The 23,080-nt window shown below is 30.7% G+C and carries 20 protein-coding genes and 1 riboswitch; all 20 genes read right to left on the reverse strand.

All coding sequences use genetic code 11. From position 1 onward, the window contains the following. Positions 1-218: 218 nt before the first annotated feature. Complete coding sequence (gene guaB, locus CLOBL_RS07210) at positions 219-1,676, reverse strand: IMP dehydrogenase (protein ID WP_077858406.1); 1,458 nt, start codon at positions 1,674-1,676, stop codon at positions 219-221. A 138-nt stretch (positions 1,677-1,814) separates the two neighbouring features. Next, positions 1,815-1,912, reverse strand: a riboswitch (purine riboswitch). A gap of 172 nt (positions 1,913-2,084) precedes the next feature. Continuing rightward, on the reverse strand, positions 2,085-2,537 hold the full coding sequence (locus CLOBL_RS07215) for a prepilin-type N-terminal cleavage/methylation domain-containing protein (protein WP_077858407.1): 453 nt from the start codon (positions 2,535-2,537) through the stop codon (positions 2,085-2,087). A gap of 267 nt (positions 2,538-2,804) precedes the next feature. Beyond that, entirely contained in the window at positions 2,805-4,430 is a 1,626-nt protein-coding gene (groL, locus tag CLOBL_RS07220) for a chaperonin GroEL (RefSeq protein WP_009168030.1), read from the reverse strand. Between the two features lie 81 nt (positions 4,431-4,511). Then, the gene (gene groES, locus CLOBL_RS07225; protein WP_009168029.1) at positions 4,512-4,796 is read right to left on the reverse strand and encodes a co-chaperone GroES; all 285 of its coding nucleotides are present in this window, start codon (positions 4,794-4,796) and stop codon (positions 4,512-4,514) included. Positions 4,797-5,294: 498 nt separating this feature from the next. Beyond that, positions 5,295-6,782: a 4Fe-4S dicluster domain-containing protein gene (locus CLOBL_RS07230; RefSeq protein WP_077858408.1), complete on the reverse strand. Its 1,488-nt coding sequence runs from the start codon at positions 6,780-6,782 to the stop codon at positions 5,295-5,297. 376 nt (positions 6,783-7,158) lie between these two features. Beyond that, entirely contained in the window at positions 7,159-8,088 is a 930-nt protein-coding gene (locus tag CLOBL_RS07235; protein WP_077858409.1) for a DNA glycosylase, read from the reverse strand. A gap of 61 nt (positions 8,089-8,149) precedes the next feature. Further along, a complete protein-coding gene (locus tag CLOBL_RS07240) occupies positions 8,150-8,554 on the reverse strand; it encodes a C-GCAxxG-C-C family (seleno)protein (protein ID WP_077858410.1) in 405 nt (134 codons plus the stop codon). A 156-nt stretch (positions 8,555-8,710) separates the two neighbouring features. Continuing rightward, complete coding sequence (locus CLOBL_RS07245) at positions 8,711-9,877, reverse strand: NADPH-dependent butanol dehydrogenase (RefSeq protein ID WP_077858411.1); 1,167 nt, start codon at positions 9,875-9,877, stop codon at positions 8,711-8,713. Positions 9,878-10,040: 163 nt separating this feature from the next. After that, the gene (locus CLOBL_RS07250; protein ID WP_009168024.1) at positions 10,041-10,889 is read right to left on the reverse strand and encodes a 3-hydroxybutyryl-CoA dehydrogenase; all 849 of its coding nucleotides are present in this window, start codon (positions 10,887-10,889) and stop codon (positions 10,041-10,043) included. A 195-nt stretch (positions 10,890-11,084) separates the two neighbouring features. After that, a complete protein-coding gene (locus tag CLOBL_RS07255) occupies positions 11,085-12,092 on the reverse strand; it encodes an electron transfer flavoprotein subunit alpha/FixB family protein (protein ID WP_009168023.1) in 1,008 nt (335 codons plus the stop codon). A gap of 22 nt (positions 12,093-12,114) precedes the next feature. Beyond that, positions 12,115-12,894, reverse strand: a complete 780-nt coding sequence (locus CLOBL_RS07260) for an electron transfer flavoprotein subunit beta/FixA family protein (protein ID WP_009168022.1) — start codon at positions 12,892-12,894, stop codon at positions 12,115-12,117. Positions 12,895-12,907: 13 nt separating this feature from the next. Further along, positions 12,908-14,047, reverse strand: coding sequence for an acyl-CoA dehydrogenase (locus CLOBL_RS07265; protein WP_009168021.1), 1,140 nt, complete (start codon positions 14,045-14,047; stop codon positions 12,908-12,910). Positions 14,048-14,131: 84 nt separating this feature from the next. Then, positions 14,132-14,917 (reverse strand): short-chain-enoyl-CoA hydratase, encoded by a 786-nt coding sequence (locus CLOBL_RS07270; protein WP_077858412.1) that lies wholly within the window; start codon positions 14,915-14,917, stop codon positions 14,132-14,134. Positions 14,918-15,384: 467 nt separating this feature from the next. Beyond that, on the reverse strand, positions 15,385-16,020 hold the full coding sequence (locus tag CLOBL_RS07275; RefSeq protein ID WP_077858413.1) for a redox-sensing transcriptional repressor Rex: 636 nt from the start codon (positions 16,018-16,020) through the stop codon (positions 15,385-15,387). 264 nt (positions 16,021-16,284) lie between these two features. Next, positions 16,285-16,650, reverse strand: a complete 366-nt coding sequence (locus CLOBL_RS07280; RefSeq protein ID WP_077858414.1) for a metalloregulator ArsR/SmtB family transcription factor — start codon at positions 16,648-16,650, stop codon at positions 16,285-16,287. Between the two features lie 168 nt (positions 16,651-16,818). Next, entirely contained in the window at positions 16,819-17,400 is a 582-nt protein-coding gene (locus CLOBL_RS07285; RefSeq protein WP_077858415.1) for a zinc dependent phospholipase C family protein, read from the reverse strand. Between the two features lie 452 nt (positions 17,401-17,852). Beyond that, positions 17,853-18,920: a mannose-1-phosphate guanylyltransferase gene (locus CLOBL_RS07290; protein WP_009168015.1), complete on the reverse strand. Its 1,068-nt coding sequence runs from the start codon at positions 18,918-18,920 to the stop codon at positions 17,853-17,855. A gap of 120 nt (positions 18,921-19,040) precedes the next feature. Then, positions 19,041-20,909 (reverse strand): SEC-C metal-binding domain-containing protein, encoded by a 1,869-nt coding sequence (locus CLOBL_RS28915; protein WP_077858416.1) that lies wholly within the window; start codon positions 20,907-20,909, stop codon positions 19,041-19,043. Between the two features lie 379 nt (positions 20,910-21,288). Continuing rightward, the gene (locus CLOBL_RS07300; RefSeq protein WP_077858417.1) at positions 21,289-21,966 is read right to left on the reverse strand and encodes a transaldolase family protein; all 678 of its coding nucleotides are present in this window, start codon (positions 21,964-21,966) and stop codon (positions 21,289-21,291) included. A gap of 173 nt (positions 21,967-22,139) precedes the next feature. Further along, positions 22,140-23,078 carry a glycyl-radical enzyme activating protein gene (locus CLOBL_RS07305; protein ID WP_077858418.1) on the reverse strand — a complete coding sequence of 313 codons (939 nt, stop codon included), beginning with the start codon at positions 23,076-23,078 and terminating at the stop codon, positions 22,140-22,142. Positions 23,079-23,080: the final 2 nt, after the last annotated feature.

Consider the following 23,080-nt stretch of genomic DNA (forward strand, 5'->3'; position numbering starts at 1 on the left):
AATGCACAGTTCACATGCTTATTTTGCCGTTCGCTGTAAACTGTGCATTTGGGCACAATCGAATAAATAGCAAGTCCATTTGCCAGTCTATTTTCCATAATGCTACGTCGACAAAGTGACCTAATAACCCTGCTATTAGTCCACTTTATCTCCTTGCCTGATGAAAAATATCCCATGGCAACTTTGGACGTGTTATTTATTTTCATGTGCCTTAATTATTATTGTCCTACACTATAATTTGGTGCTTCTTTAGTGATATTAATATCATGAGGATGGCTTTCTCTTTGTCCTGATGCTGTTTGAACTACAAAATTAGCTGTTTCATATAAAGTGTCAAAATCTTTTGATCCTAAATATCCAAGTCCAGATCTAATTCCGCCTATTAATTGGAATATAGTATCTGAGACTGATCCCTTATAAGCTACTCTTCCTTCAACTCCTTCTGGAACTAACTTTTTGTTACCCTCTTGGAAATATCTATCCTTAGAGCCACTCTCCATTGCTGCTAAAGATCCCATTCCTCTATAAACCTTGTAGCTTCTTCCTTGATATATTTCCATTTCTCCTGGAGCTTCCTCACATCCAGCAAATAATGATCCAAGCATTGCAACTGAAGCTCCTGCTGCTAGCGCTTTAACTATGTCTCCAGAATATTTAAGTCCACCATCTGCAATTACAGGGATTCCATATTTTCTACCTATTTCTGCACAATCCATAACTGCTGTTAATTGAGGCACTCCAACTCCAGCAACTATTCTAGTTGTACAAATTGATCCTGGTCCAATACCAACCTTGATGCAATCTGCTCCAGCTTTTATTAGATCCTCTGTAGCTGCTGCTGTAGCAATATTTCCTACAATAACCTGAAGTTCTGGATATGCTTTCTTAATTTCTACTACTGCATCTAAAACACCTTTTGAATGTCCGTGAGCTGTATCAAGAGTAACAACATCAACTTGAGCTTTAACTAATGCCTCAACTCTTTGCATCATATTCCCAGTAATTCCAACTGCTGCTCCACACAATAGTCTTCCTTTACTATCCTTTGCTGCATTTGGGAACTTTCTAACTTTTTCAATATCCTTCATAGTTATTAATCCCTTTAAATATCCGTCTTTATCTACTAAAGGCAGCTTTTCAACTTTATGTTTCTTCAATATCTCTTTAGCTTCCTCTACTGTTGTATCCTCCGATGCAGTTATTAAGTTTTCTTTAGTCATTACCTCCGATATCTTTCTTTGATAGTCTGTCTCAAAGATTATATCTCTATTAGTAATTATTCCTATTAGCTTTCCTTCTTTAGTGGTGATTGGTACTCCTGATATTCTATATTGAGACATTAAATTCTCCGCATCTTGAATTAAATGATCTTGTGATAAAAATATAGGATCTGTAATAACTCCATTTTCTTGTCTCTTAACTCTGTCAACTTCTTTTGCCTGTTCTTCAATAGTCATGTTTTTATGTATAATTCCGATTCCGCCTTCTCTTGCCATAGCAATTGCCATCTTTGATTCAGTTACCGTATCCATTCCAGCACTCATTAAAGGTATATTCAACTGAATTGTCTTCGTTAATCTTGTCTTAGTACTTACCTCTCTTGGTAATATTTCTGATTTGTTTGGTACTAGTAATACATCGTCAAAAGTATATGCAGTCTTAATAATTTTAGCCATTTTAAATCCCCCTTGATTTTTGCAATTTTTATTTCATTTTAAGTTCATCTTGAATTGTTTCTTGCATATTTTATGGTATAAAAAAAAGCATATTAACCTCAGAAGTGACGTTAATATGCTAATAAAAGTCTATACTTAGCCTATACCAATATCACTTATAGTCGGAAATTTACGGCTTCCGGTAGATACTCCTTGCCATATTCAAGGTATATATAAGTTTTTAAATGTTTTATGTTTTTGAATTAAAACTATTATAATGTATGTATAAGTCAAAGTCAACAAATTTGAAATTAAAATTGCAAAATTAAAATTAGAAATAATTATCAAGTTAAAATTTGTTGTTTTATATATTTATCTCGTTTTACTTTTCTATCTTTATACTATCTACATTTTTAAAATTATTAGTTACTATGTATTTGTATTAGTATTTTGAATAACAATAGATGATGTATCTAAATCATCTGTATTATCTGATAAATCAAATTCTGCCCCATTCACTATCTCATAACATTGTGTAATTGTAGTTGTTCCAGGAAGTTTATCTAGCTTACCACCACTTAAGTACTTATATGCCCCTGATGTTGATACCTGTATGCTACTAACACTTGAACTGTCAGCTATAGGTGTACTACTAGTTAAATTATAAGATTCAACCGCCATTACAGCCTTCCTGCATTGATCAACAACTTTTACCTTTTTGGCCTCTTTTATATATCCATTTACTTTAGGTAATAATGCAGCTGCTAGAATACCAATAATAGCTATTACTGCTATTAATTCAATTAAAGTAAATCCTTCTTTCTTCTTAATCTTTTTTCTGTCCTTTCTCTCTCTGATACTTAAATTTTTTTTATTTCTCATATACCCTCCTATAATATTTTTTATTAAAATTATTCCTATTTTTACATTTTATATACAATATTAATGTAAATTTATTACAACTTAAAAAACAATCTTAGGAAGTTACACTGAAAAAAATTATTATTTGATGTTGCAAACATTCAAGCACCACGCTATATCTTTAACATCTATGAATAACTACAAATAACCTTTTTATACATCACGAAAAAGAGTAAGCAATTATAATAATTGCTTACTCTGATTAAATACATTTATAGTATTTTTATTTTAGTACATTCCGTCCATTCCCATTCCTGGAGCTCCTGGCATTGCAGGTTCTTTTGCTGGAATATCAGCTACTGCTGCTTCTGTTGTTAAGAATGTTGAAGCTACTGAAGCTGCATTTTGAAGTGCTGATCTAGTAACCTTAGTTGGATCAACTATTCCACCTTTAATCATGTTGATATATTTATCGTGTAGTGCATCATATCCTATACCTGGTTCACTATTTTTAACTTTTTCAATTATTACTGAACCTTCAACTCCTGCATTAGCTGCGATTTGTCTTACTGGTTCTTCTAACGCTTTAGTGATTATGTTTATTCCAACTTGAGTATCTGGAACATCTGAAGTTAATTTTGCAACTTCGTTAATTACATTAACATAAGCTGTTCCACCACCAGCTACTATTCCTTCTTCAACAGCTGCTTTAGTTGCATTTAAAGCATCTTCAATTCTAAGTTTCTTTTCTTTTAATTCAGTTTCTGTTGCTGCACCAACCTTGATTACCGCAACTCCACCAGCTAATTTAGCTAATCTTTCTTGTAATTTTTCTTTATCAAATTCTGAAGTTGTTTCTTCGATTTGAGCCTTAATTTGACCTATTCTTTCCTTTATAGCTACAGATTCACCTTTACCGTTAACTATTACAGTATTTTCTTTAGATACCTTAACGCTATCAGCTGTACCTAACATATCAACTGTAGTTTCTTTTAAATCTCTTCCTAATTCTTCTGAGATAACAGTTCCTCCAGTTAATATAGCGATATCTTGTAACATTTCTTTTCTTCTATCTCCAAAACCTGGTGCCTTAACAGCTACACAAGTAAATGTTCCTCTTAACTTATTAACTACTAATGTTGCCATTGCTTCTCCTTCTATATCTTCAGCAATGATTAATAGTTTTTTACCTGATTGAACTATTTGTTCAAGTATTGGTAAAATTTCTTGAATGCTTGAAATCTTTTTGTCAGTTATTAATATATATGGATTTTCTAAATTGGCTTCCATTTTTTCATTATCTGTAGCCATGTAAGGAGATACATATCCTCTATCAAATTGCATACCTTCAACTACATCTAACTCAGTTCCCATTGATTTAGATTCTTCTATTGTAATAACGCCTTCATTTCCTACCTTTTCCATAGCGTCTGCAATTAACTTACCTACTTCTTCATCAGCAGCTGATATCGCAGCAACTCTAGCTATATCCTCTTTTCCATCTATTTGCTTAGAGATTTTTTTAATTTCTTCAACAGCTTTATCTACAGCCATCTTAATACCAGTTCTTATTAAAATAGGATTAGCTCCTGCTGTAACATTTTTTAAACCTTCTCTTATAATTGCTTGCGCTAATAAAGTTGCAGTAGTAGTTCCATCTCCAGCTACATCATTTGTCTTTGTTGCAACTTCTTTAACTAATTGTGCTCCCATGTTTTCATATGGATCTTCTAATTCTATTTCTCTTGCAATTGAAACACCATCGTTTGTTATTAATGGTGCACCAAATTTTTTATCTAATACAACATTTCTTCCTTTAGGTCCTAAAGTCACTTTAACTGTATCTGCTAACTTATCTACACCAATTTGCATAGATCTTCTTGCATCTTCTCCGAATTTTAACATCTTAGCCATTTCTTATAACACTCTCCTTTTTATATGTTATTTATATCTTTTTATTTCTTACTTTCAAATTGCCTTGTAATAAAAAATTAATTACTCAACTATTGCTAATATATCGTCTTGCTTTAATATAGTATATTCGTCTCCATCTACTTTAACTTCTGTACCAGCGTATTTTGAATATAAAACTTTATCTCCAACTTTTACTTCCATCGCTACTCTATTTCCATCTACAATAGCTCCAGGACCTACTGCAACCACTTCTGCTTCTTGTGGTCTTTCCTTTGCAGTGCCAGTTAAGACTATTCCACTTTTAGTCTTTTCTTCCGCCTCTAATTTTTTTATTACTACTCTTTCACCAAGTGGTTTAATATTCATGAAAAACCCTCCTTAAAAATATAAAATATCTTTACTTTTTCTGTTAGCACTCATCATCGTCGAGTGCTAACATAATTATAATATCCTTTATACCCATATAATTCAAACATTACTTCTAATATTATATCCCACTTTTCAGCGAATATAACTCTTTATCTTAAAATATGTCTTAATTACTTAATTTTTCTCCATTTTATTTATTCTATAGTTATTTTTTAAATTCTTATCTTTTAATTAGCCATTATACCTGCCATATCAATACATCAGCCCTAAAACTTTAACAAACTGTTAAATCAAAAAACAATCTTTCAATCAAGCATAAAATACAGTTTTTCATATAAAAGGAAGGTGTCTAAAAATAATCTCTAATTATTTTTAGACACCTTCAATTTTAATTATTACTATGAATGAATATCCAAAATTAAGTTTTAAATGATATTATCATATCTATAAGCTTTAATATTATAGTCTTCCCATAAAAACTTCTTATAAATTATATTATCTTTCTAAATTTATATCGTGGAATTCTTCTAACGCTTTATTAGATAACACACTCTTAATTGTTGTTTGTTGATTTATCTTTGTGAAAGGTGCTTTTGCTTTCATTACTGATACAATTTTAGCTGCTCCATTTATGCAACCACCTTCACACATCATACCTTCAATAAAGTTTCCAGGTAATTTTCCTACTTTAGCCATAGTCATAGTTTTCTTAATTTCAGCTCCACCTGAAACCTTGACTGGTTTAAATTCTATATTAACACCTTTTTCTTGAACATAGTTCTCTATAGCCGCAGTTAATCCTCCACCTACAGCAAAGTTTCTTCCAAAAATAGATGCTTCATCAACTACTATATCTTCACAGTTTGCTGGGTCTACTTCGAATGCATCAAATAAAGCTACTAATTCTTCAAAAGTCAATACATAATCAACAGAATCCTTTATTGATTCTATCAACGCCTCACCTTTTTTAGCAGTACAAGGCCCTACAAATACAACCTTTGCATCCTTATCCTTAGATTTTATATATCTTCCTGTAGCAACCATAGGTGAAACAGTTCCTGAAATTCTTTCTGCTTGATCTGGCATCATTTTTTCAATATAGCTAAGGAAACCTGGACAACATGAATTTGTCATGTAGCTGTCTCCTCTTTCCATTCTTTCCACGAACTCATTGCTTTCGTGCACAGTAACAGCATCTGCCCCGCATGCTACTTCTATCATATCCTTAAATCCTACTGCCTTGATTGCATTTTTAACTTGTCCATAAGTTGTCTTTGGTCCAAATTCTCCAGTTATTGCTGGTGCAACCATAGCATATATATTACCTTTGCTCATTAAATCATAAACTATCTTAACTATTGAACTCTTATCTTCTATTGCTCCAAATGGACATGCTGACATACATGCGCCACAATTTACGCATTTGCTTTCAGTAATTTCAGCTCTTAAATCTTCAGCATTATAGCTTAATGCACCTGTAGGGCATGATTTTTTACATGGTCTCATATCTTCTGCAACAGCATCGTATGGACATGCCTTCTTACACATTCCACATTCCTTACATTTATCTGGATCAATATAAGCTTTACCATCAACATATGTAATTGCTCCAAAATTACATGCGCTTTGGCATTTATGAGCAACACAATTTCTACATGCATCAGTAACTTGAAATTTCTTTGTTGGACATCTATCACATGCTTCTTCTATTACATATAAAATTTGTTTTTCATCTTCTACATTAATTAACTCTTGTCCATTTCTACCATTTGGCTTATAACCTGCTGCAAGTTTTGCTCTTTCTAAGACTACATCTCTTTCTTGCTCAATTGTATCTCTATAATTTGGAATATCTCCTTGAATCATATCATAAGGGACTTTTTCTAACTCTTCCTTGCTTATTTTATTTTCCTTAGCTAATACTGCTACTCTAGTTAAAACCTCATGCTTTAACTTTAAAAGTCGATTTTCAAATTGAAACATTAATATACACTCTCCTATGATTATTTTTTTACTTTCATATTATAGCATGAGATAATTATACCATACTCTTGTTAAAACTATAACAATTTTTATATAATTTAAATATTCTGAATTATTTACTCTAAAGTAATTTTCTGTATATTCGGACATTTCTCAAAAAAATGAGCCAATTTAACATTATATATCACCTTAAACTTCGTCAATATATTCACAAAGCTTTTGCTATTTGTGATATATTCATATAGTTTGCAAAAAATAAGCTTCGCTTTAACTTATACCAATTTCCATATAATTTTAGGCACTTGAAAATAAATAACAAGTTCAAAATTGCTATTTATTTTCAAGTGCCTTAACTCAAAGTATTATACTTAACAACTTAATCACCAACATTTATTTTGTTTTCCCTCGCATAGTAGAATAAATATTGTTGCGCAAAACCAGATAATTTTCCAAATTTATTTCTTCCAAAAATTCTTATTTTATTTAATGATGAATCTTCTGCGCCATAGAAATGAATCATTGCCCGCTTAACCCATACATCCACTGGAAATGCTGAAGTCTTTTCCATAGAAAATAGCATTATGCAATCTGCCACTTTGGAGCCTACTCCTTTAAATTCTTGAAGTGCATCATGGCATTCATCATCACTTAATCTTTTAATATAATCTAAATTATATTTAATGTATGAATTTTCTTCGTTCAATTTTAAGTTTTCATCTTTTACTGAATTATATACGTTTTTAATCGTATCTATTAAATACTTGCTCCTAAAAGAAGCTCCCGTCTCTTGTATTTCTTCTAACGTTGCATCTTTTATTTCATATATGCTCGGAAAAGCATAATACACTTTATTTTTATAACTAATTTCTTTTCCCCACTTAGTTGATATTTTATTTACAGTCTTTTTTATTGATGGTATATTATTTCTAGCTGAAATAATAAAGCTAAGAAGCATCTCAAATGGATCTTGATTCATTACTCTTACCCCATATCCAAATTCTATACTCTGCTTAAGCAAAACATCTTTTGAAAGCTCTTCCTTTATATCTGAGTAATCTCTATTTAGATCAAAATAATTTAACCAAATCCTATTAAATTCTTCTTCATTTGTATTATAAATTATTACATTACTTCCTTCTTCTTTTACTTCAATTAATTTTCCAAAAGCAATGACTATAAAATCATTCTCTTCTATCTCTTCAAATCTAAAAATTTGTCCACATTCAAATATATGTTTAAGTTTAAAATTCTTAACGCCTTCTATTATCACATGATCTTTAGAAAATTTTATATTTTTATAATCCATTGTATTACTACTCCTTTTAAATTTAAAGCGAATATTAAATTTTATATTCCGTTCTAATTATTTATTTATGTTTTTCCTTAAAAATTATCTTTTCTAAAATTTCAGCACCTGTCTCGATCATTAGTGTGCACTTTTTAACATCTTTATATTCTTTTTTCAAATCTATACATTTAGTATGTCCTAATTTTTCTCTAAAGCTATTTATAAGTTCTTTCGTCATCTCCCTAACAATTGGACTCTTATGGCCACTTACCTCTGTAAACATTGCTCCTATTACACCAATGGAACCAGTTATAACTCCACAAACGTCTCCTGTTGCCATTCCACCTCCAAAACCCGCCATAACTTTTAGTGTTTCTTCTGACAAATTTAAATTATATTCTTCGTTAGCTGCATACATAATACACTCTGCACAATTTAAATCATATTCATCTGCCCAATATTTCATGGCTGTTTCCTTTAACATTCTCATCTCTCCTATCGAAAATAATTATTCTTTAATATATTATATCACTCAATCTGAATCTCCGCCTTCTAATTTATCAAAAATAAACTAAAAAAATTGACTGGGTCAGAGTTAATCTTATTAATTAATCTGTCTCAGTCATTATTATATTACTTATTAGAATTCGACTTTGTTTCCATAATATACACACTCAAATATTTTCTTCATCTCATCCTTATTTATTTGTCTTGGATTTGAACCTGTGCAAGCATCTCCAATTGCTCTTTCTGAAATCAAATCGACTTTTGCTTTAAATTCCTCTTCATCAATTCCATATTCTTTTAGTGTGCTTGGAATTGCCATTTTCTTATTTAATTCCTTTATTAAACTTGTCAATGAGTCTACCAACTCATCATCGCTTGTACCACTTAACCCTAATCTTTTAGCTATCTTCGCATATCTATCTAAGGCAGCTTTTTTGTTAAAGTCAATTACATATGGTAGATATATAGCATTTGCGCATCCATGAGGTATATGGAATACAGCTCCTGTCTTATGAGCCATACTATGAGTTATTCCTAGTAATGCATTAGAAAATGCCATACCCGCTAAACATTGAGCATAGTGCATTTGTTCCCTAGCATCCTTGTTCCCATCATAAGATTTTAGCAAGTATTCATCAATCATTTCAATAGCTTGAAGAGCTAATGGATCAGTAAATGGTGAATGTAATGTCGCTACATATGCTTCAATTGCATGAGTTAAAGCATCCATTCCTGTATGAGCTGTTAATTTAGCCGGCATTGTTTCTGCTAACTCTGAATCTACTATAGCTACATCCGGAGTTATATTAAAATCAGCTAAAGGATATTTTATTTCAGTCTTATAATCTGTGATTACAGAAAATGCTGTTACTTCTGTAGCAGTACCACTTGTTGATGGTATTGCTAAAAACTTAGCTTTGCTTCTTAGTTCTGGTATTGTAAACGGATCTTTGATATCATCAAAAGTCTTTTCTGGATGTTCATAGAATACCCACATCGCCTTTGCTGCATCTATAGGTGATCCTCCACCCATAGCAATTATCCAGTCAGGTTTAAAATCTCTCATTACTTCAGCACCTTTAAGCACTGTTTCAACTGATGGATCAGGTTCTATTCCTTCGATTAATTTGACTTCTATTCCAGCTTCCTTTAAATACTCTAAAGCCTTGTCAACAAAACCAAACTTTTTCATGGAACCTCCACCAAGTGCTAATACTGCTCTCTGGCCTTTAAGAGTTTTCAATTGTTCTAAGCATCCTTTTCCATAATAAATGTCTCTTGGTAATGTAAATCTCATCATAGTTTTAATAACCCTCCCTAAAATATATACTAACGGAAATATTCACAATTTTCCCATTATTTATATATTTCTATATAAATCCTCAAAATCCTTTACTTGTAAAAAAACAAATTAAAAAATTCTCAAAAGAATATCTTCTTTTGAGAATTTTTAAGACTATATATTATTTAGAATAATCATAGAATCCTTTTCCTGATTTTCTTCCAAGCCATCCAGCTCTAACATACTTTCTTAAAAGACTGCTAGCTCTGTATTTGCTGTCTCCTGTTTCAGTAAGTAAAACATCCATAATAGCTAAACATACATCAAGACCAATAAGATCTCCTAAAGCTAAAGGTCCCATTGGGTGATTAGCTCCAAGTTTCATAGCTGCATCGATATCTTCCACTGAAGCAACGCCTTCTTGTAATATGAAAGTAGCTTCATTAATCATTGGAATTAAAATTCTATTTACTACAAATCCTGGTGCTTCAGCAACTTCTACTGGAGTCTTTTCAATTGCTTCTGATATTTCCTTAACAGTATTAAAAGTTTCTTGAGAAGTTGCAGCTCCTCTTATAACTTCAACAAGCTTCATTATTGGAGCTGGATTAAAGAAATGCATTCCTATAACTTTATCTGGTCTCTTTGTAGCTGAAGCAACTTCAGTAATTGATAAAGATGATGTATTTGAAGCTAAAATTGTTTCTGGCTTACAAATTCCATCTAATTCAGCAAAGATTTCTTTCTTTATTTTCATGTTTTCAATAGCAGCTTCAACTACTAAGTCACAATCAGCAGCTAACTTCATATCAGTTGTTCCTGAAATTCTTGAAAGTATAGCTTCTTTATCAGCTTCAGCCATCTTTCCTTTAGCAACTTGTTTGTCTAAGCCTTTAGCTATTCCTGCTATTCCTCTATCAACAAATTCGTCCTTTATGTCTCTTACTATTACTTCACAACCATGTTGAGCGAATGCTTGAACAATACCAGCACCCATAGTTCCTGCACCAAGTACAAAAATCTTTTTCATAGATTATTCCTCCTCAAAACTTTTATTATAGATATCCTTAGTTAAAATAAATCAATTTTAACTAAGGATTAAATTAACAACAAAATTCTTGTTAAATAATTATTAACCATGTTAACAAATTGTTTTTCTTGTTATATTATTAACCATCAAAAGGAAACTACAATATCAAAAACAAATTATAAAGAACAGGTTAAATTATTCAGCACTCTTTATTTCTTTAACTTGAGCAATTAATTCTGGTACTACTTTATTAAGATCTCCAACAATTGCATAATCTGCAATCTTCATTATTGGAGCTGAATCATCTTTATTAACAGCAATGATTAAATCTGAATCCTGCATACCTGCAACGTGTTGAATTGCTCCTGAAATACCACAAGCTATATAAATTTGAGGTCTAACAGTTTTACCAGTTTGACCAACTTGGTATGCTCCATCAATCCATCCTTTTTCTACAGCTGCTCTTGATCCTGCTACAGTTCCGCCTAAAGCATCAGCTAATTCTTTTAGTAATTGGAAATTTTCTTTATTTCCAACTCCTCTACCACCTGATACTATGAAATCTGCTTCAGCTATATCTACGATATCTTTCTTAGCTTTAATAATTTCTAAAACTTTTGTTCTAACATCACTATCAGCTAATTTAACTTCAACTTTTTCAATTTTGCAGTTTGCTCCATCAGTATTGATTTTAGCAAAAACTCCTGGTCTTACTGTAGCCATTTGTGGTCTATGTTCTGGACAAGCTATTGTAGCCATTAAGTTACCACCAAATGCAGGTCTTGTAGCTAAAAGATCACCATTTTCAACATCAACATCGATTGATGTACAGTCAGCTGTTAATCCAGTTGTTAATCTAGCTGCTATTCTTGGACCTAAATCTCTTCCTATAAAAGTAGCTCCTACAAATAATATTCCTGGTTTTCTTTCACTTGCTAAATCGCAAATAACCTTAGTATACGCATCAGTTGTATAATGTTCTAAATTTTTATCATCAGCAACTAAAACTTCATCAGCTCCGTGCTGTGCTAAAGTTTTTGCTAATTCTTCTATATTGCTGCCTAATAATACGGCAGTTAATTTTACTCCTAGTTTATCTGCTACTGTTCTACCTTCACCAAGTAGTTCTAAAGATACTTTTTGTAATTCGCCTTCTCTTTGTTCGGCAAAGACCCAAACGCCTTTGTAATCTGCTATATTCATAATAAATTACCCTCCTATTATCTTAGATGTAGTGTTTTTCTTTTAATTTTCCTACAACATAATATGCTGCATTTTTAGGTGTTTCTCTAACGTATTCTCCTGCACCTTTAACTTCTTTAGTCATTGACTTCTTAACCTTTGTAGGTGAACCTTTAAGTCCTAATTCAGATACATCTACATCTATATCAGCTGCACTCATAACTTTGATTTCATCATCAGAAGTTGCGAATATATTTGCAACATTCATATATCTAGTTTCATTTAATTCTTCGATTGCAGTTAATAGACATGGAGTTTTAACTTCTACCACTTGGTGTCCGTCTTCTAATGCTCTATTTACTATTAATGAACTTCCTTCAACTTTAACATCTTGAACATAAGTTACTTGAGGAATTGCTAAATGTTCAGCTATTTCTGGACCTACTTGTGCAGTATCTCCATCAATCGCTTGTCTTCCAGCAAATACTATATCATAATCTAATTTTGCAATAACTCCAGCTAATGCCTTTGAAGTAGCTAAAGTATCAGCTCCCCCAAGTGCTCTATCTGTTAATAGGATAGCTTCATCAGCTCCCATACATAATGCTTCTCTTAAAACTGCTTTAGCCATTGGAAGTCCCATACTAATAACTGTAACTTTTCCGCCAACTTGCTCTTTTAATTGTAATGCACCTTCTAAAGCATGCTTATCCTCTGGATTCATGATTGATGGAACTCCATCTCTAATTAATGTACCAGTTTTAGGATCTATTTTTACTGCTGTAGTATCTGGAACTTGTTTTACACAAACTACTATATTCATTATCAATGTCCTCCTATCTTAAAATGCTTCCAGCGATAACCATCTTTTGAACTTCTGAAGTTCCCTCGTAGATTTCGCATATTTTAGCATCTCTCATCATTCTTTCTACTGGATATTCCTTAGTATATCCGTATCCACCAAAGATTTGCACTGCTTTAGTTGTAACTTCCATTGCAACATCTGCAGCAAACAATTTAGCTCTTGCAGCATCTACTGAGTATGGTTCTCCAGCTTGCTTCTTGCATGCTGCCTTGTATACTAAATGTTGAGCTGCTTGTATTTTAACATCCATTTCAGCTATATACCATTGTAATCCTTGGAATGCTGAAAGTGGCTTACCAAATTGCTTTCTTTCTTTCATATAGTTAACAGCTTCTTCAAATGCTCCTTCTGCAATACCTAATGCTTGAGCTGCAATACCAATTCTTCCTCCATCAAGAGTCTTCATTGCTATTCCGAATCCCTTACCTTCTTTTCCAATTAAGTTTTCTTTTGGTACTATACAATTTTCCATAACTAATTCTGTAGTAGAAGATGCTCTAATACCCATCTTGTTTTCTAATTTTCCTATTGAGAATCCTGGGAATGATTTTTCTACGATAAATGCAGAAATTCCTTTTGTTCCTTGGCTCTTATCTGTCATAGCAAATATTATGAAAGTTTCAGCAACTCCACCATTTGTTATGAATATTTTTGAACCATTTAATACATAATGGTCTCCTTCTAGCACAGCACTTGTTTGTTGTCCTGCTGCATCTGTACCAGCACCTGGCTCTGTTAAACCAAAAGCACCTAATTTTTTACCACTACAAAGTTCTGGTAAATATTTTGCTTTTTGTTCTGGAGTACCATGTTCATTTATTACTGATGCACATAATGATGTATGAGCTGAAAGTATAACTCCTGTTGTACCACAAACTTTTGATAATTCTTCTACAGCGATTATGTATGAAAGTACATCTCCGCCTGCTCCTCCAACTTCCTTAGAAAATGGGATACCCATCATTCCAATCTTTGCCATCTTTTTAACATTTTCCATAGGGAATCTTTCTGTTTCATCGATTTCTGCAGCTATTGGTTTAACTTCATTTACTGCGAATTCTCTAACCATTTGTTGTACTAATTCTTGTTCTCTAGTTAATTGGAAATTCATTAAATTACCCTCCTTGTTAATTAAACCTATTTGATAACAACTATATATAAATCTTTAATAGATTTTTAACTTAATCTTTAAAAATTATTTATTTTTGAAATTCTTTTCTGCTCTTCTTTCTAAGAATGCAGTCATTCCCTCTGTTTGATCTTCAGTTGCAAAGCATTTACCAAAATCTTCTGCTTCTATTAGAATAGCAGCATCTATATCAACTTGCATTCCTCTATCTATAGCATCTTTGCAATATGCAACTGCTTTTGGAGCATTAGCTGCAATTTTATTTGCCATAGCCTTTGCTTCATCCATTAAACTTTCTAATGGAACTACCTTATTTACCAGACCTATTCTGTAAGCTTCTTCGGCTTTTATTAAATCACAAGTATAGATTAATTCTTTTGCCTTTCCAGGTCCTACAATTCTTGCTAATCTTTGAGTCCCACCAAATCCAGGTGTTATTCCAAGTCCTGCCTCTGGTTGACCAAATCTAGCCTTTTCTGAAGCTATTCGTATGTCACATGACATAGCAAGCTCACATCCGCCGCCAAGAGCAAATCCTGACACAGCTGCAATAACTGGCTTATCCAATTTTTCTAATCTTCTGAAAACATTGTTTCCTAAGATTCCAAATTCTTTACCTTGTTCTTCATTAAGATCCTTCATTTCTGCAATGTCCGCTCCAGCTACAAAGGATTTTTCACCAGCACCAGTTAATACAACTGCGTATACATTGCTGTCTTTCTCTAAATCTTCTAAAACAGCATCCAAATCTTTTAGAGTCTCTGAATTTAATGCATTTAATGCTTTTGGCCTATTGATTGTAACAATAGCTAAATGTCCTTCTTTCTCAAGAATCACATTTTTTAATTCCATGTTAAGGTCCTCCTTCAAACTTGCTTACTTATTTTTTTAATTTTCATACTATTTTTGATATTTTTAAATTCATTTGTTATATTATTAACAAATGAATTTAAAAAAATATTAAAGCAACCACGCCTTAAGTAAAATTATAATACGTCATTGAGTTATTTGCAATAAAATATTATGTTTTAATACAAGTTTTTACTTATAAACATATGAAAAAAATTAATAAGCCAGTAATTATCTCAGTATTCTCGTTATAAAACAAAATGTGTTTGCTAAATGTCAAACACATTCAGCAAACACACTAATGTACTATACCACAAAATAACATAGAATATTGATTTACTATTATATATAACTATATAAGTTGTGTTAAAGAGTTTACATTACATATTTTATGCTCGTATTCATATAAACAATAGTACTGTAGTTTCATTATCGCAACTTATATATATTAAAACATTATAATATTAATTTTAATTATCACTTTCATTCAATAAGTAAATTAAAGTCAGCAAACTTTCGCTCAAATGAACATTTTCTACCTTCACATAATCTGGAACAATTAAATCAACAGGTGCGAAATTCCAGATTCCTCTTATACCACCTTTTATCAATTCATCAGCTACTGTTTGTGCATTCTTTCTTGGAACGCATATTATTCCTATATCTATTCTACGCGAACTTAATACAGATGACATCTCATCTATGTCCATGATTTCCACATTTCTAATTTTCATTCCTATAAGCTTAGGATTAGCGTCAAATATAGCAGTTATTTTAAACCCTAAATTTTCAAATCTTGAATAATTGGAAACTGCTTGCCCTATATTACCTGCACCAATCAATGCTGCTTCATATCCCCTATTCAATCCTAAAATAGAGCTGACTTCATTATATAGATCTTTGACATTATATCCATATCCCTGTTGCCCAAAATCACCGAAGCAATTTAAATCTTGACGAATTTGTGACGCAGTAAACCCTATTTTTTCACCTAATTCTTTTGAAGAAATTCTATCTACATCATTTCTCATAAGCTCTTCAAGATATCTATAATATTTTGGCAATCTTTTAATAACCGCCATAGATATATTTTTATTTTTCTCCATATTACTTTCTCCTACCTAAATAATTTTTTAACTATATAAATCAGTTCATGCAATTGATATTATTTTTATCATAACCATGATTAATCTTTTTTTTAACAATATGCATCTGACATTCCTATCTCTTAATATAACTAACTATTATGATTCTACCATACTTCTCTAATTTTATGTCAAGCTTAATTTAATTATTTATAAAATTTATAGACTATTTCTAGAAACGTATTTAAATAGCCTATACTTATAAGTAAATTCTAATTTATTTAATCATTCTGTTATATGTTCAAAGCCTTGATTAAATATTCCTTTTATATGTTCATCATCTAATGAATAATATACAACCTTACCCACTCTCTTAAATTTCACAAGTCTTGCCGCCTTTAATGTCCTTAATTGGTGGGATACTGCAGATTGACTCACTCCTAAAACTGCTGCCAAATCACATACACACATATCTGCCTCAAATAGAGCACATAATAACTTAACTCTTGTCGAATCTCCAAAAGCTTTAAATAATTCTGCTAAATCATATAAAACTTCATCTTTAGGCAACAAATCTTTAACTTTTGACACAACATCTTCATGTATAACATTACAATTGCAGCTTTCAACAATTTCTTCATTATTAGTCATAATTATCCTCCTTAAGAGCATGAACACGTGTTCATATATTTACTGAATTATATTACGATTATTATATTTATGCAACAACTATTTTGTAAAAGCCATAAATTACATGAAAAGTAACAAAAAATACCCCAAAATAACATCCTATCATTTTGAGATATTTTAAGCTCTATCCTAAATTACTTTACTTACCTTATTATCATTTAAGAAAACATTATTTAAAATCATATTTAACACACTATCACAAACATAATATGAAAATGTTAAATCATTCTTATAATCTATTATTCCATCATACTGTTTTTGTAACTGCAATATAAATTCTTTCATATTACTTGGATCTATATTAGTATTTATAATTCTTGCATGCTTGAAATTTTTAGCTAACTTCGCTAATTTATTTTCATATGCCATATGCTGTCTAACTGCACTAGTGCTTTTAAATTCCCATCTATAATAATGCGGAGCACAAAAAAAATCACATAAAAAGTGACATATTACTCCAAGTTCTTCACTAAACTTTCCAATGCTCATATCATAATAAATATCTTCCAAAGTTAGTCCTGATAAATATATAATTTTCTCAACCACCATGTCTATACTTTCATCAAAGTAATGCTTCATAAATTTATATTTAGGTACACAATCAGGCTTCACGCACCCCCATATGAACCTTTTATTATTAATTAAATAAATACTTTTTGTGTTAGCATATTTGATAATATTCTCAGCCATAACCTTGTGAGTGTTAATCATCAAAGCTTAATCACATCCTCTACATTTCACTTTATATAATTCTATAGATATGTTTATTTTCTATATATTATTTCTTCAATATAATCCAAATTTAATTTGTACCCTTATGATAATACTCCAAGTACAAATTTACAATAGTTAATTTCAGAATTTATTCAAGTATTATCTGTTCATAAAACCAATTTTATCAAGATTAGCTATTGAGTTTTTATTATATTTTTAGAATTTATTTTTTTTATTCTGCTAACATATATGTTTGTTATTAAATTCTTTATATTAAATCGGTTAATTTATTTTTTCATAGAAGTTATTATTCTCATTCCTATATCCCCTTGCTTACTATGTTATTAATTCAAATTTATATTATTAAGAAGCTTCTTAATTACAGACATATTAATAAAATACAATTAAGCCGTTCCAAAATAATTAATATATTTGAAACAGCTCATTTATTATAGGAACTTATTAAATTGCTCTTCTTCGTTGAGTTTATTTAACAGATGTTTTATTTCTTGATCCTTATTTTTATCCATTACTAGTATCACATCTCCAGCATCTACTACAACTAAATCCTTAATTCCAAATCCAATTATTAAATTTTTATCACCAAAAATAGAGCAATTCTCACAATCATCAACATAAACATTTTTAGATATACTATTATTCCTATAAGTGTCTAACAATCTACTTAAAGCTCCAAAGCTTCCCATGTCATCCCAATTGAAATCACATTTTATGACATATGCTTTTCTTGTTCTCTGCATAACTCCAAAATCAATTGATATTCCATCTATAAGCTCATATTGTTCTTTAACTACCTCATCTTCTTTTTCTTCTCCTAAGTTTTTATATATTTCCATTAATGATTTATGCAATTTAGGTAGATATTTTTCTATTTCTCTTAAAATAACATCTGCTCTAAATATGAACATACCAGAATTCCATAAATAAGTTCCTTTTAATACAAAATCCTTAGCAACCTCTGAATTTGGCTTTTCTGTGAATCTAGCAATCCTATAAGTTGGTATATTTCCATTTGTCCTCTCTCCCATTTCTATATAACCATAGCCAGTTTCTGGTCTACTTGGTTCGATTCCAAGTGTAACAATGCATCTTCTCTTATTTGCCATCTCAATTGCTTGAGATAACGTATCTATATAATTCTTTTCACCTTGAATATAATGATCTGATGGCAATACAACCATAATTGCATTGGCATCTTGTTTTAATAACTTCACTGCCGATAAACCAATGCAGGTAGCAGTCTCCTTATTGGCAGGCTCTACAAAAATATTTTCTTCCTTAATTCCAACAAGTTCTTCTTTAACTTTGTCCTTGTAATCTGTATTTGTCACAACATAAATATTATCTTTATCTATTAAGGGGATTATCCTATCAACGGTGTTAACTAAAAAGCTTTTATTATTAATCAGCTTCAAAAATTGTTTTGGTTGATCGGCTCTTGATAGAGGATATAGTCTACTGCCCTTACCTCCAGCTAAAATCAGCCCGTATATCACGCATTTTCAACTCCATGTAATAATACTAGTTCATTATATGTCAAAATATCGACATGTGTGAGTCAAGATACAGCTGACTCAATTAGTAATTTATATATTCTCCTTTATATTAAACATAGATCACCCAATATTTATTCCACAACATCTCTTATACTTTTTCCCACTTCCACATGTACACGGCTCGTTTCTACCAACAGTAGTCTTCTTTTCTGCTTCAATCTTACATTTCACTCTCTCATTAATAGTTGCGCCTTTATATTTCCATAATCTTATATTTCTAAGTAATTTACCTACACTAACATATACAAATTCTTTTACATTTTCATTATTGATATTATCTGTACCTAATATATCATCAATAATTTCATCAAAATCTCTTTTTTGAATTTCACTAATCAAAGATTCTACAATTTCTTTTAAAACATCTTCCTCGGCATTTAATACCCTTATAACTTCCTCCACGAAATCTTTACCTATCTTTGAAGTATAAATCCAATCTGGTTTTGATGTTCTAAGCAATTCTTCTTTAGAAACTACGGCATAATCTAAATTCTCATCTATTTCCTTTATCATCATGCGCCACATAGATACTTCGCTATTTATAATAAACTTTTCTTCTTCATAATATTCATCATAATAATATTGTGCTTCCTGTATGACTTCTTTAATATTAATTTTTTCTGACTCTCTGATACCATATTTTGCAAATAAACTTATTACATCAATTGTCTTAATAATTCCATAAGCTCTATTCATTCCTCTAAAGAGATCTATTATTTCTGTATTTATTCTTATAAGCTTCTTATATTCTGAATTATTTCTGTTTTTAATTAAATTTTGAAGAATTTCTGGGATTAATGCTATATCTTGTCCATCATTATCCCTAACCTTAAAGAGCATTCCTATTGAAGCAAAATAATTCATATGCTTATCAAATTCATTATTGTCCATCACTTGGATGCCTGCATTATCTACTACTTTTTTTAATGTTTTATATCTTTCTTCATCAAATAGATTTAATGTATCCTCTATAGCTTTTTCATAGCTATGTAAAAATTTATCAGCTAACTGATCTTTTTCTAAATTTTCTATACCTTTAATCTTAATATTTTTACCTATATCATATATATTATCCTTATCCAAATTTCTTACTAGTGTATTAATATCAAAAGAATACGCATCTTTTAAAAATATATCTTCTTTTAATTCATGAACTTCCTCAGAGAAATTTTCGCAACTGCTCTCTATATTATCCTCTTTATTAAAATCAGAAAATTCATCATTATCTTCTCTTTTAATCGCTTTTTTTCTTAAAGGCTTATATTTATTATTATTGCCTGGTAAGTATACTTCCTCCCCATCCTTTTTAGCAAAGCACTGGTAGTCTCTATCTCCTTGAGAATTACAATCGTCTAATTCTTTCAATCCTTTGTCTTCTTTATCAATACATTTTTCACATAACCATTCTTCTTTTTCATAGCTAAAGTACTTAGCTTCTGCTTCACATTTATTGCATATATGCTTAGTTTCATCATTTCGTGCTATTATCTCTATTTGAGAAAATTCTTTAGATACCTCAATTTTATCAACAACCTCTAAAGTTAAATTAATTGTGTTTTTAAAATCATATTCATACTCAAATTTTTTACCAATCTCTAATATCTCGTTTAGCTTAATATTCATTTTTTTGTTTTCATAAAATTTTCTGTTGATTTTAAATCCACTGAGCTGCCCATCATTTTCCATCCAAACATCTCTTATTAATTTATCTATATGCACCAAGCCTAGTGCTTCATCTATAGATATATATATACAGAATTCACTCTTACCACGTTTAGGTTTAATAGATATAATATATTGACTTCTTGTTTTCTTATTTTCTTGTAATTCTTCATTTATTCTTTTTTTCATTACAGCACAGCTTTTCATATGCCTCTTAATAGTTCTTTCTGTCAATTCTTTATCGCAATAGTAACATTTACCCTTCAATTCTAATAAGTCCCTCCTAAATTAAGTATAAACTTAATTAATTATGTGCCATACTGATTCTACTTACATCTTATATTAAAGTCAAATCTAATTAAACTACTCCTAAATCCAACTGATCTCTACCTTATAATTTTGTGCTATATTCATTAGTACTTGTAACAAGTGCTACTTAAAGCATAAAAAACTATCCAATATAAATAGCTTCATTTGAAGTTATATTATTGGATAGTTTTCTTTGTTCAAATATTTTTATTTATTATATAGGTTGCAGGCAGCCTTATGTCCTGCTTCTAATTCAATGAGCTGCAGTTCTGTTTGTTTACATATATCCATACATTTTAATGTAAATTTATCTCTTATTAAATTATATTCATTGATGCTATAAACTTTCCATGGTCTTTCCTTCACCAACTAAAGCATAAAAATCTTTCGTAAATACTTCTACTGCATTTGTAGTTGCATCATGCTTAATTAATCCCTCAATTACATCAGGTGCTGCTGTGACGGAGCCAATTCCATACTTGCACAAATTTAAAACTTGTTGTGAATTTTTAAAACTTGCAGCTAATACATCTGCATTTAAATTATGAACTTTAAACATATCGTGAATGTCTTTTGCCACTTGAACACCATCTGCTCCCATATTGTCTAATCTATTTACATAAGGTGCTGTATATCTAGCACCTGCTTTTGCTGCTATAAACGCTTGCATTGCTGTATATATAGCTGTAGCCGTAATATTAACATTTTCCTTAGCTAATAATTTCATAGCTTTTATTCCTTCACTTGTTACAGGAACCTTTATAAATGTATCTTTACCTAATACTTCTAGCATATGATGAGCTTCATCAACCATCTTTTCAGCTGTTAATGATACTACTTGAGCGTGAAGCTGTGCACCTTCTGGTAAGAATTCTCTAATTTCCTTTAATACCTTCATAGGATTTCCACCTTGTTTTTTTAAAATAGAAGGGTTTGTTGTTACTCCATCACATGGGTAGTTTTCATAAATTCTTTTAATTGCATCTAAATTTGCATCATCAATTAATATTAACATTTCTATCTTCTCCTCTACTTTTAACTTATATATACTTTAAACAACGCTTTTAACTCTACAACTTCATATTCTTGCTTTTTAATATTCTTGTATTCTTAAAAATATTAGAATATTTATTCTGAAGAATATGCTGAAAATTGCTGAGTTTCTAAGACATTATTATAAAAATAAACTTATTGCTTAATTAAATTCTTTATTCCTGCTGCATAAGCAATATTATAAAACTCATTCATTTGCTCGTCACTATACATTTGTGGGTTTTCTTCAAAACAATAATCTAAATTATCTATTAAATTATATTTTGCTTTTGCAAGTGGATTATAATTTAATAGTTCATATTTTACATTTGAATATATCTTTGAAATATAGCTGCTTATATCACTAATATTCTCCTTATTTGCTGTAAACTCTGGTATTAATGGTGTTCTAATAATTATATTATCTTTCTTATCACTTTCTAAAACAAGACTAATGTTTCTTTTAATAAGTTCATTGCTTACGCCTGCAAAAGCCTTGTGCTTTTCTTCATCAAATACTTTTAAATCAGCAAAAATTATATCAATGTATGGCAATATCTCTAATACATATTTACTAGGTGCAAACAACGAAGTTTCAATTGCTGTATTTATGCCAATTTCTTTAAGTTTCTTTAGTAAAACTACTGTAAATTCCTTTTGAAAAAGCGGCTCTCCACCTGATAATGTAACTCCTCCGCCATATTTGAAAAATGCTCTATCCCTCATAACTATTTCTATGATCTCATTTAAAGTATAAACTTTAGAATCCATAGTTAATGCTCCTGTTGGACAAACATCAATAACAATTTTATTTTGCTCCTCTGTACATTGCTCTTGAATAATAGATATTTTATTATCTTTCTCTATAACAGATTTATTAACACAATTCTTCACGCACAGTCCACACCTTATGCATTTATTTTCAAAGTGAATCAGATGCTCATCTTCCGAAATCCCTTCAGGATTTTGGCACCACACACACCTTAATGGACAGCCTTTAAGAAAAATTGTTGTTCTTATTCCATCTCCATCATGAGTTGAAAATCTTCGTATATCAAAAATCCTTCCTCGTACTGCTAAATTATCTCCATCCATAA

Source organism: Clostridium sp. BL-8 (assembly GCF_002006495.1).
Classification (GTDB): domain Bacteria; phylum Bacillota; class Clostridia; order Clostridiales; family Clostridiaceae; genus Clostridium.